This window comes from Mesorhizobium sp. M7A.F.Ca.CA.001.10.2.1 (assembly GCF_003998575.1).
Classification (GTDB): domain Bacteria; phylum Pseudomonadota; class Alphaproteobacteria; order Rhizobiales; family Rhizobiaceae; genus Mesorhizobium.
On record NZ_RZQY01000189.1, the window covers coordinates 1 to 9,445 of the forward strand.

10 protein-coding genes are annotated in these 9,445 nt (G+C 63.9%); 6 read left to right on the forward strand and 4 right to left on the reverse strand.

Going from position 1 to position 9,445, the window contains the following annotated elements; genetic code table 11:
• Both EN964_RS14420 and EN964_RS14425 read left to right on the forward strand, forming a co-directional pair.
• A partial coding sequence (locus EN964_RS14420) for a CBS domain-containing protein (protein ID WP_373565059.1) occupies positions 1-426 on the forward strand: 426 nt, incomplete at its 5' end.
• Between the two features lie 93 nt (positions 427-519).
• On the forward strand, positions 520-1,059 hold the full coding sequence (locus EN964_RS14425; RefSeq protein ID WP_236382896.1) for a hypothetical protein: 540 nt from the start codon (positions 520-522) through the stop codon (positions 1,057-1,059).
• A gap of 102 nt (positions 1,060-1,161) precedes the next feature.
• Here the strand turns inward: EN964_RS14425 and EN964_RS14430 are convergent, their stop codons facing one another.
• Together EN964_RS14430 and EN964_RS14435 are read right to left on the reverse strand one after the other, a co-directional pair.
• Positions 1,162-2,568: an ATP-binding protein gene (locus tag EN964_RS14430; protein ID WP_127266558.1), complete on the reverse strand. Its 1,407-nt coding sequence runs from the start codon at positions 2,566-2,568 to the stop codon at positions 1,162-1,164.
• Positions 2,565-3,281, reverse strand: coding sequence for a response regulator (locus tag EN964_RS14435; RefSeq protein WP_127266559.1), 717 nt, complete (start codon positions 3,279-3,281; stop codon positions 2,565-2,567). The genes EN964_RS14430 and EN964_RS14435 overlap by 4 nt, the downstream gene beginning before the upstream one ends.
• A 252-nt stretch (positions 3,282-3,533) precedes the next feature.
• Between EN964_RS14435 and EN964_RS14440 the strand changes: the two genes are divergently transcribed.
• The 4 genes from EN964_RS14440 to clpS all read left to right on the forward strand — a co-directional run bounded on the left by EN964_RS14440 (position 3,534) and on the right by clpS (position 5,193).
• A complete protein-coding gene (locus tag EN964_RS14440) occupies positions 3,534-3,836 on the forward strand; it encodes a hypothetical protein (protein ID WP_127266560.1) in 303 nt (100 codons plus the stop codon).
• A 39-nt stretch (positions 3,837-3,875) separates the two neighbouring features.
• A complete protein-coding gene (locus EN964_RS14445) occupies positions 3,876-4,109 on the forward strand; it encodes a hypothetical protein (RefSeq protein ID WP_013529962.1) in 234 nt (77 codons plus the stop codon).
• A 172-nt stretch (positions 4,110-4,281) separates the two neighbouring features.
• Positions 4,282-4,647, forward strand: coding sequence for a hypothetical protein (locus EN964_RS14450; protein ID WP_127266561.1), 366 nt, complete (start codon positions 4,282-4,284; stop codon positions 4,645-4,647).
• Between the two features lie 240 nt (positions 4,648-4,887).
• Positions 4,888-5,193, forward strand: coding sequence for an ATP-dependent Clp protease adapter ClpS (gene clpS / locus EN964_RS14455; protein ID WP_127266562.1), 306 nt, complete (start codon positions 4,888-4,890; stop codon positions 5,191-5,193).
• Positions 5,194-5,195: 2 nt separating this feature from the next.
• On the opposite strand, the gene EN964_RS14460 is transcribed toward clpS, so the two are convergent.
• Both EN964_RS14460 and EN964_RS14465 read right to left on the reverse strand, forming a co-directional pair.
• Positions 5,196-7,274 carry a hypothetical protein gene (locus EN964_RS14460; protein WP_127266563.1) on the reverse strand — a complete coding sequence of 693 codons (2,079 nt, stop codon included), beginning with the start codon at positions 7,272-7,274 and terminating at the stop codon, positions 5,196-5,198.
• Positions 7,275-7,337: 63 nt separating this feature from the next.
• Positions 7,338-9,445, reverse strand: a 2,108-nt coding sequence (locus tag EN964_RS14465) for a DUF4159 domain-containing protein (protein WP_127276473.1), incomplete at its 5' end; no start/stop codon positions are given.

Sequence of the window (9,445 nt, forward strand, 5' to 3'; positions counted from 1 at the left end):
CCGGAGGACATCGTGCTGCGGCCTGCCAACGACTATGTCCGCGACTTCATCGCCAATGTGCACCCGCTGTCGGTGCTGACCGCCTGGAACGTGATGCGCGACCGTCGCGCTCTGGAGCACGGCAAGGATGGCTGGGTGTGGCTCGACCGCCGCAAGACGACGCGCTTCAAGATCGATGAGCATGGGCTGGTGGCGGCGGCCGAACGCGATGGCAAGCCGGCGGTCTGGGTGTCGTGCGCCGACGTCGAAGGCCAATCCGAGGAAGCCGCGCAAGTGTTCTGGGCCAATCCGGGCACTTCGCTGAAAACCGTGATGCTGGCCATGCACCGTTCGCAGACCGCTCCCGTGGCGCTGTTCGACGACCAGTCGCGCTTCGTCGGCGCCATCGGTATCCGCGACGTGCTGAGCGCGGTGCTGCGGCGGTAACCTTCGCCGTCAATTCAGCCCATAGGGCGGTTTAGTGTTTTCGAGGGAACAGCCGGGTCGCATAATTGAGGTTGAGGAATGCGAAACGCGACGGTGGCTGCACTCATATACGAGTTTCTATTCGACGTTTACCGGCTAATCGACGCCGAGCGAGAGCACAACGAGTGGCTGCCAGACGAACATAGTGTGGTGCGTGAAGCCTTCTTTCACAGTTACATCAGCTGCTGGGAGTGGAGTACCTCGGTGCTGGAGGAGGTCGGCGCCACCAAGACCCTCCAGCTGCCGCACATTAGGCAAGACCCGAACAGGCGCAGTCCGTACAGCTACCCTTTAATGACCTTGGACGACTGTCGCGTTGCAGACTTTTTAGAGTTCGAGACATTCGACAATTATTGCTATGCAATGTTCACCTTTTACCAATTGATCGGTCAAACTTCGCGTGAGAACGAGGTCAATCTGGCCGTTCGGTCTCCCCGGTTCTTGGAGGCAGTCGCATCCAAGGACGATGTCTTCCTGATCGAGGACATTCATTGCGTTAAATTTAGACGAGATCGCTTCGAGGAAAAGGTGATGACGCGTTGGGACGAGATGCAACTTCGCATATTTCGACGCAAGGACGGCGTACTGAAATAGGCAACCAGCCTATCCACCGCTCGTTGACCTATGCTGGTTGAAGTTGAGAGCAGACCGACGAAGAACCGGCTAACGAAACTGCCCTGTCATCTTGTGGCAGCCTTATGCCGCCAGCGGCAGGCGCAGCTGCGTTAGCAGGCCACCGCCCGGGTTGTTAGACAGGCTGATCTCGCCGCCGGCGGCGCGCGCGATGTTGCGGGCAATGGTCAGGCCGAGGCCCAGACCGCCGGTCTGGCGGTTGCGCGATTGTTCGAGGCGCACGAACGAGCCGAACACGGCGTCGATCTGTGCCTGCGGTATCCCGGGCCCTTCATCGCGGATGGTGAGCAGGATCATGTCTTCCGACCGGCGCAGCGTAAGATGCGCCTTCTTGCCGTAGGTGACCGCGTTCTGCACCAGATTGGTGACACAGCGCTTGAGCGCGACCGGCCGCGCCATGCAGATCAGCCCGCGCGAACGGGTCTCGTCGTCGAACGATACGTCGTCATAGCCGTCGGCGATCGATTCCACGAGCGACCAGAAATCGATGCGTTCGTTCTTTTCCTCCGTCACTTCGAAGGTGGCGAAGTCGATCACCGAGCTGGCGATGCCCTCGACATCGGCGAGGTCGTGCGCCAATGCCTCGCGGACCGCCGATTTGCGCAACAGCTCCAGGCGCAGGCGCATCCTGGTCATCGGCGTGCGCAGATCATGCGCCAATGCCGCCGCCAGATGTTCGCGGTCCTCGACATATTCGCGCAACCTTGCCTGCATGGCGTTAATCGCCTTAGCGGCGGCACGGACCTCGCGGCTGCCGCTCTCGGCGATCGGCGGGCTCTTTAGATCCTTGCCGATCCGGTTCACGGCGGTTTCCATCATCCGGTAGGGCGCCGTCAGCCGGCGCAGCGACCAGATCGACATGATCACCACCAGCCCTGCGATCAGCGAATAGAGCGGCAGGCTGTCGAAGCTCAGGATCGGGCCGACCGGCGTGATCGGCTCGGTGAAGTTCAGCCATTGGCCGTCGGCGAAGCGCAGCGAGGCCGTCAGCTTGTCGCTCTGGGCGAAGTCGGCGGCCAATACCAGAAGGTCGCGCTCGACCTGGCCGATGTCGGGTCCCGGGGCCGTGCCGTCCGCGTCATCGGCCTCGCGCGTCGCCGGATCGCGGCGTACGCGTGCATCGGTGATGCCGAATTTCGACAGCCTGCCGACGAGGATGTCTTCGAGTTCGGCCAGTTCGTCGTCACCGGCGATCGACGAAGTGACCGCCGGTGTGTCCGAAACGGTGAGCGCATAGGTTGAATTGAACAGGCCGCTCGCCGTCGCCTTGCGCTCGTCCGGACTGGCGTCATGCATGAGCTGCACCAGCGAGAAGGCACGGTCGTTGAGCCGGTAGAGGTCGACGACGTCGTTGGCGGCGGCGCGGTCGCGCGATACGATGTAAAGGGTCGCGACCTGGCTGATCAGCAGGCCGGCAATGACGATCAGCAGCACCCAGACAGGCAAGGTCTGCGGCAGGAAACGCCTCATTCGGAGGTCGTCTCGGGCAGGAACTGGTAGCCGCCGCTGCGCACGGTCAGGATCAGCTTGGGCGTTTTGGGGTCGTCTTCCATCTTGCGCCGCAACCGGCTGACCAGGATGTCGATGCTGCGGTCGAAGGAATAGTCGCTGTCGCCGCCGGACAGTTCGATGAGCTGGTCGCGGGTCAGCACGCGCTGCGCGCTCTTGACGAAGGTCTGCAGCAGGTTGAATTCGGCCATGGTCAGCTCGACCCTGACATCGTCGGGTGCGATCAGCCGGCGCCGAGCACAGTCCATCGTCCAGCCGGCGAAGCGGTAGATCTGCTTGGTGGTGGCGCGCTTGGGCTCGGCGGCGCCATTGCGCCTGAGCACGGCGCGGATGCGCGCCAAAAGCTCGCGCGGGTCGAAGGGTTTGGGCACATAGTCGTCGGCGCCCATTTCCAGGCCGACGACGCGATCGGTCGTCTCGGTGACGGCGGTCAGCATGATGATCGGCGTCGAGTACTGGGCGCGCAGGTCGCGGCACAGCTCCAGCCCGCTCTTGCCGGGCAGCATCACGTCAAGGACGATGAGGTCCACCTGGACGCGCCGCAGGATGGTCTCCATCTCGACACCGTCGGCGGCAACCGAGGTGTGCAGGCCCCGCTTCTGGAAGAATTCCTGCAGCAGGTCGCGGATGCCCTTGTCGTCGTCGACGATCAGTATGTGTGCGTCGGATTTCACAGCAGCCCTGTCATTGTTGCCAAGCCCTTCTGTCTTTGATTGCCAAGCCCTTCTGTCACAACCCACACGATAGAATTCAGGCCATATGTTGGCCAGTGGCTATGATGGGTTCACACCGGCTTTCTCAGACACAATCCAGAAACAAAATTCTACAGTTCAGAAAAACTCCTGAAAAATTTCAAGGGCATAACTGGTCTCGTGGCGGTCAGGTCATCGGCTGCGACGCTAGTCTCCGGGTTTACGGATAAACCGATGCCAAGGTTGTCGATCAGTTTGTTGGGTGCGTTGCTGGGCTTCTGCCTGGTCACTGCCGCTGTCGGACAATCGGACGCAAAGGTGACGCTCACAACCCGGAGCGAACGGTGCGCCAATCTCAGCCACCAATTTGATGAAGCCCTCGAAACCCACGCCACGGCAACGCAGGTCACCGCGGCAAAGGCACTTCAGAGAAAGGGCAACCGGTACTGCGCCGCCAAGAAACAGGCGCAGGGCATCCGGATGCTCGCCAATGCTTTGAAGCTGCTTGGAGTGACGCCGAACGACCCGGTTCAGTAACACTCAGAAACTTGACCCGCATAAAAAGGAAACGAAGCCATGAAAAAGTCCATCCTCTCCGCCACCGGTCTCGCCGTCGCTCTGGCTTTCGCGATGCCGGCTCTCGGCAACGCCGCCGCCACCACGACCGCTGCTCCGGCTGCTTCGACGACCACAGCTCCGGCGACTGCCGCTCCGGCCAAGGCTGCTCCGAAGAAGGTCGTCAAGAAGACCGTCAAGAAGCACAAGAAGGCTGCCGAGAAGGCCGTCAAGAAGGACGCCCCGAAGACGTAATCAGGTCCGGCATAAAATGCCGGCTGTTGGCCAAGGACGCTCCAGCTGGTTTCGGCTGGAGCGGCCTTCTTCCTGTCCGAGCGCTGAAGCCCTGACGAAGTCTGGCACCGGCAGCTTCCGCCTCGACTGACACTTAACCCGTTTGCAACGCCGGCCGTGTAGGACAATCCGCATGAAGAAGCGGCTTTCGTCCATTTTGCGCTCGATGGTGATCGGCGGCCTGGTTGCCACCGGCGTCGCCAGGGTGCTGATCCTGTTCACCGCCAGCCCGGTGCCCGATCCGGCCACCGGACGCACCGAGCCTTCGCTGTTCGCGCCGGCGATTTCCACCAACTGGGACTACATCACGCCGGCACAGACCTGGCTGCTGATCGTGCTGACAGGCGCGACGTTGATCTGCGTCGCCGCGTGGCCGATCACGGTCTGGCTGGAACGCCGGGCGGATGCGGGTGGAAACCGCTTTCACCCCGATATCCGGCCCGCCACGACCGCGCGGCAGATTCCCAGCCGCCGCATGTTCGGCCGCCAGGGCCGTTGAACGGCAACCGACACTTTCCCACATGATTGTGAATGGCCGCGTCGGCGGACACTGGTTTTCGCGCGTCGACCAAAATGGACGACCGCTTTCGCTGGTGCCAGAATGGCGGCAGGGTTGCTACGCCAGAGCAATTCACCGTTTCGTGGAAACGGCGAACCGTTCTGATCCTTTGTCTTGACGCAATTCCGGGCGGAAAACCGTTTTACACTTTTCCTGGAATTGCTCTAACTGTCGGTTCCAATGCCTGAAATCACCACAAAACCGCGCGTCCAGGTCAAGCCGCAGATCGAACGGCCAAAGCTCTACAAGGTCATCCTCATCAATGACGATTTCACGCCGCGCGAATTCGTCGTGACGGTGCTGAAGGGTGAGTTCAAACTCAGCGAAGACCAGGCGCATCGGGTGATGATCACCGCGCATCGTCGCGGCGTCTGCGTCGTCGCCGTGTTCACCAGGGATGTCGCCGAGACCAAGGCGACGCGCGCCACCGATGCCGGCAAGGCCAAGGGCTATCCGCTGATGTTCAAGACGGAGCCGGAGGAGTAGCTCTACCGTCCTTCGCGGTACCACATCGAACCCATTGCCAGAAGCAGCAGGCCGAGGCCGAGGAAGCCGCCGAACAGCGGCACGCGCGAGACGGCCTTGAGCACGCTGTCGTCCGTGGTGCGCAGTCCGATCCAGTCGTTGCCGGACGCGGCACCAGCCGAGCGCACAGGCACGATGGAGGGTAGCGTCACGTCGCTGCCAAGGGCTGCGGACGACGCCAGCCGGCGCACGCTGCCGCCGGTGGCTTCAGCCGGCGCCTTCAGCCGGCTTTCGGTGGAAATGACGTCGGCGAATTCCGGGGCGTTGACCGGCCCGACATGGGCGAGCGCGGTGAGGTCGCCATTGGCGACCTGATAGAGGCCGATCTCGCTGGTCTCGACGCTGCCGAGGAAGACGCCGGGCTCGGATTTCTCGAGCTTGACGGTCAAGGTCTTGCCGGATGGGGTGATGATCTGCGCGGGGCCGGGATCGTCGGCCATCGTCTGGCGGCGGATTTCCAGCACCATGCCGCGGCCGTCGGCGGTCAGCCGCTCTTCCTCGAGCTCAGGCTCCTTCATCAGCCAGTGGGCGATGCGCCGGTAGAGCTGGACATGCGGGCCGCCGCCCTCGAAGCCGCGCGCCCACAGCCAGCCCTGATCGGACAGCAGCATGCCGACGCGGCCTTCGCCCTTACGGTCGAGCAACAGCAGCGGCCGGTTGTCGGCGCCCTTCATCACCACTGCGCCTTCGGGATTCTGCACGCCGATGGTGCGGAACCAGCGGCTCCAGTGCGGCGGCTCGGTGGCAGAGCCATCCAGCCCACGCGTCACCGGGTGGCGCTGGCCGAGTTCGGTGAGGCGCGGATAGAAGGCCTTGTCGACCACCTCGCCGGTCGGCATCGCCGGCAGGGCGGACATCAGCGGCGTACGCGCGATCGAGCTTTCGCCGGCATATTCGGGGCCGGCCGCGATCAGCAGCGCGCCGCCCTTTTCGACATATTCGGAGATGTAGTCGTAATAGAGGATCGGCAGCACGTCGCGGTGCTGGTAGCGGTCGAAAATGATGAGGTCGAAATCCTTGATCTTCTCGACGAACAGTTCGCGGGTCGGGAAGGCGATCAGCGATAATTCGTTGATCGGCGTGCCGTCCTGCTTTTCCGGCGGCCGCAGGATGGTGAAATGGACGAGATCGACCGAGGCGTCGGATTTCAGCAGGTTGCGCCAGGTGCGTTCGCCGGCATGCGGCTCGCCGGAGACGAGCAGCACGCGCAAGTTCTCGCGAATGCCGTCGATGAGCGCGATGGCGCGGTTGTTGGTGTCGGTCAGTTCGCCCGGTTCGCGATCGATGGCGAGTTCGACGATGTTGCGGCCGGCGCCCGGAATGGTGACCTGCAACGGCATCGCCTGGCCGACAGTGGCGTGCTCGACCGCGACCTGTTCGCCATTGACCGAAACGCGCACATCGACCGGGCCGGTCTCGTTTTCGGTCGAGACGACGCGGTAGGTCATGTCGAGCGGCTTGCCGACAAGGCCGAAGCGCGGGGCGTTCTCGAAACGTATGCGGCGATCCTTCTCGTGATCGTTGCCGGTTATCAGCGCATGCAGCGGAGCGTTGAAATCGGGCGCTCCCGGGGGGGCGTCATGGACCTCGCCATCTGTGATCATGATGGCGCCGCCGATCCGTGACGGCGGCACGTCGCGGAAGGCGCCTTCAAGCGCGCCGAACAGCCGTGTCTCGGTGCGTTCCTCGGCGGCCTCGGATTTGCCGGCCTCGACGACGCGCACGTCGAACTGCTTGAAGCGGCCAAGCCGCTGCTGCAGCCCGGCCAACGCCTCGTCGGTCTGCTTGGTGCGGTCGCCGATATCCTGGCTCTGGCTGCGGTCGACGACGAGGGCGACAACGCTTTTCAGCGGCTCGCGCTCCTCGTTGAGGAACACCGGGTTGAACAAAGCGGCGGCGAGCGCCAGAAGGGCGATGAAGCGGAAGACCGAACCGCGCTGGCGAAACCACAGGCCGACCAGCGCAAGCAGCGCCAGCGGCACCAGCGCCAAGGTCAGCAGTGGCCAGGAGATCAGCGGTTCGAAGGAGATCGACCAATTCATTCCTTACCCTCCTCTTTTTGGGGAGGGTTTATCCGCGACCGGAGGGCACCAAACAAACTCATTCTACTGCCCCAGCCGTTCGAGCAGTATGGGTACGTGCACCTGGTCGGATTTGTAGTTGCCGGTCAGCATGTACATCATGATGTTGACGCCGGCGCGCAGCGCGTAGATGCGCTGCATCGGGTCAGCCGGCACGGTTGGCAGCAGCGCATCGCCGTTCTCGTCGACCGCCCAGGCGCCAGCGAAATCATTGGCGGTGATCATGATCGGCGAGACGCCATCGCCGGTACGCACCGGCCGGTTCTCGGCGTTGCTGGCGTCGAGCGAGGCCTCGACCCAGAGCGGGCTGCCGGCGAAGCGGCCGGGGAATTCGGGCAGGATGAAGAAGGATTTGGTCAGCACGTGGTCGGACGGTACCGGTTCCAGCGGCGGCACGTTGAGATTGCCGAGGATGTCGCGCAGCCGCTCCGTCGCCGGGCTGGTCGAATCGGCGCCGATGCCGTTGGCGAACTGGTCGCGGGTGTCGAACAGCACCGTGCCGCCTTGCTGCATATAGGCGTCGACGCGGGCGATCGCTGCCTGGCTGGGCATCGGTGCGGCCGGATCGATCGGCCAGTAGATCAGCGGATAGAACGACAGCTCGTCCCGGGAGATGTCCACACCGGCCGGCTCGCCCGGTTCCAGCGCCGTCTTCTCGACCAGGAATCGCGTCAGCCCCTCGAGCCCGGCGCGGCTGATCGAATCGTCGCCCGGCACACCGGTCAGCACATAGGCGATGCGGGTCTTCGAAATCGCCTCGATGGCAATTTCGTCACCCGGCTTGGCGTCGTCGGCGCGGGCAAGGTCGGCATGACCGAACAAGCTACCCAGCGCAATCAGGACGGCGGCGGTGGTTGTCACGGCACCGGCGCGGCGCGGCCGGCGTGAAAACAGGCCGCCCATCCAGAACACCGCCAGCGTATCAAGCAGCATCAGCACCAGGGCGGCCGCGACCAGCGTGCCTTTCAAACTGCGCGATTCGTCAAAGGCATACTGGATCGAGGTGACCGGAACAGTGATTTGCGGGCGCGCCAGGGGCGCCAACTTGCTGTCGGCTTCCAGCAGATTGTGGGCAAATACACCCGTCTCGGAACCATAGAGACCGGGCGGGTTTTCAAAAGTCACCGGCAGCGCGCCAGCGCCCGGTACAAGCGGCCGTGCATCCGGCGTCGGCGGCACCAGCGAGCCGTCGGCTGCAATCATGCGATAGGGCGCCAGCGACGCCGCGGCCGCTTCGGCATTGGCGATGGCCGCGCCCTGGTTGCGCGACAGCTGCACGATGCGGCGCAGCATCTCGACGAAGCTGCCAGAGATCGGCAGGTTCGACCAGGTTGCCTCGGGGGTGACGTGGAACAGCACCAGCGTGCCCTTGCCTTTCTTCAGTCCGGTGACCAGCGGCGTGCCGTCGGCAAGGGCCGCCCAGGTGCGCTCGACGATATCGGGTGTCGGCTCGGCCAGCACCTGCCTGCTGACGGTGACCTCGGTCGGCGGCGCCAGATCGGCGAACGGGCCGGCCTTGGGGAATTCGGTGACCGGCTGCGGCGACGTCCATGACAGCGCGCCGCCGAGCGACCGCTCGCCGGTGCGAAGGCGGACGGGCAGCAAATCGTCGTCATCGCCCGCGGTGGCCAGCCGCGAACCGGCGAAACGCACCAGCGTGCCGCCATTGTCGACCCAATCGACAAGTCTCTGCCGGACCTGTCCGGGAATGGTGCCGATATCGGCCATAACGATCATCGCGGGCTTCTGGTCGAGGATTTGCGGTATGGCGTCGGCAAGATCGGCGCTGGAGGGTTCGACCAGATCGGCGAAGGGCTGCAGCGCCCGCCTGATGTAGTAGAGCGGCGACAAAAGCGGCTGTGCCTGGTCGGCCTCGGCCTGCGACAATAGACCGACGCGCCGCCGCTTGGAGCTTTCGTCGAGGACGCGGACCGCACCAGCCTGCCGCTCGCCGTCGAGCGCGATGGAAGCGAAGTCGTTGCGCAGCTCGAACGGCACCGCCATGGTGCCGGTGGCGGTGGTTTCGCCAGGCGAAAAGGTCAGCGTCGCATCGGCGATGCGGCGGCCCTTGTCATCGAAGGCGCCGGCGGTGACCTGCGCCGGGGCAGGGTCGCCCGGCGCGCGGATGGCGG

Coding starts and splice junctions, on each gene's coding strand:
- EN964_RS14430 (WP_127266558.1), bottom strand. CDS start 2,568: ATGAGGCGTTTCCTGCCGCAGACCTTGCCTGTCTGGGTGCTGCTGATC.
- EN964_RS14440 (WP_127266560.1), top strand. CDS start 3,534: ATGCCAAGGTTGTCGATCAGTTTGTTGGGTGCGTTGCTGGGCTTCTGC.
- EN964_RS14445 (WP_013529962.1), top strand. CDS start 3,876: ATGAAAAAGTCCATCCTCTCCGCCACCGGTCTCGCCGTCGCTCTGGCT.
- EN964_RS14450 (WP_127266561.1), top strand. CDS start 4,282: ATGAAGAAGCGGCTTTCGTCCATTTTGCGCTCGATGGTGATCGGCGGC.
- clpS (WP_127266562.1), top strand. CDS start 4,888: ATGCCTGAAATCACCACAAAACCGCGCGTCCAGGTCAAGCCGCAGATC.
- EN964_RS14460 (WP_127266563.1), bottom strand. CDS start 7,274: ATGAATTGGTCGATCTCCTTCGAACCGCTGATCTCCTGGCCACTGCTG.